Here is a 730-nt window from a genome sequence, read left to right as displayed (position 1 = left end):
GGCCCAGGAGGACCGCCCGGCCGGCGGGACGCTGGTGGGCGCCGGATCCGATCCACCGGCCCAGGTCGGCCGGACGGCCGGGGGCGCGCTGGTCGGCGCCGGACCGGCCCAGGACGGACGCGAGGGCGGGGCGCTGGTGGGCGCCGGATCCGATCCACCGGCCCAGGAGGGCCGCTCGGCCGGCGGAACACTGGTCGGCGCTGGATCCGATCCACCAGCCCAGGAGGGCCGCTCGGCCCGGGGGGCACTGGTCGGCTCGACCCGGGGGGCACTGGTCGGCGCGGAACTGGCCCACGACGGCCGGTCGGCCGGTGGGCCGCTGGTCGGGGTGGGACGACCGCCGGACCAGGAGGGGCGCTCGGCCGGCTCGGCCCGGGACGACTCCGGCGGCGTGCCGATGGGGCTCGTCGCCGGTCGTCCGCCGGCCCACGAGGGACCCTGGGCCGATGCGGCCGCACCAGGCTCCGCAGCGGGCTCGGGTGCGGGCTCATCGTGGGCGACGTCGTACCCCCGGGGCGGATCGGCGCGTACCGGCTCGTACGGGCGGGTCGGCTCGACGCGCGCGGCCTCGTACGGCACGTTGGGCTCGGCGGCCCAACCCGGCGCGGGCTCGGTCGGGGCCGGGTGGGACGCCGGCTCGCCCTCCTGTCGGGACCACGGCGGGGCCCAGCCGCTGCCCCAGCTCGGACGGTTCCAGCTGGGCCCGGACCAGTCCGGCTCGATGGCCGCC

The 730-nt window shown here is 80.1% G+C and carries 1 pseudogene; it reads left to right on the top strand.

The annotated features are described in order from the left end of the window. Nucleotides 1-730: pseudogene (locus tag EAD98_RS30845) on the top strand (hypothetical protein); the annotation flags it as partial.

The sequence above is a fragment of the Micromonospora sp. CV4 genome (genome assembly GCF_003667455.1).
Classification (GTDB): domain Bacteria; phylum Actinomycetota; class Actinomycetes; order Mycobacteriales; family Micromonosporaceae; genus Micromonospora.
Note: the sequence above shows the minus strand (reverse complement) of the source record. Positions and strands in the feature narration are given on the sequence as shown.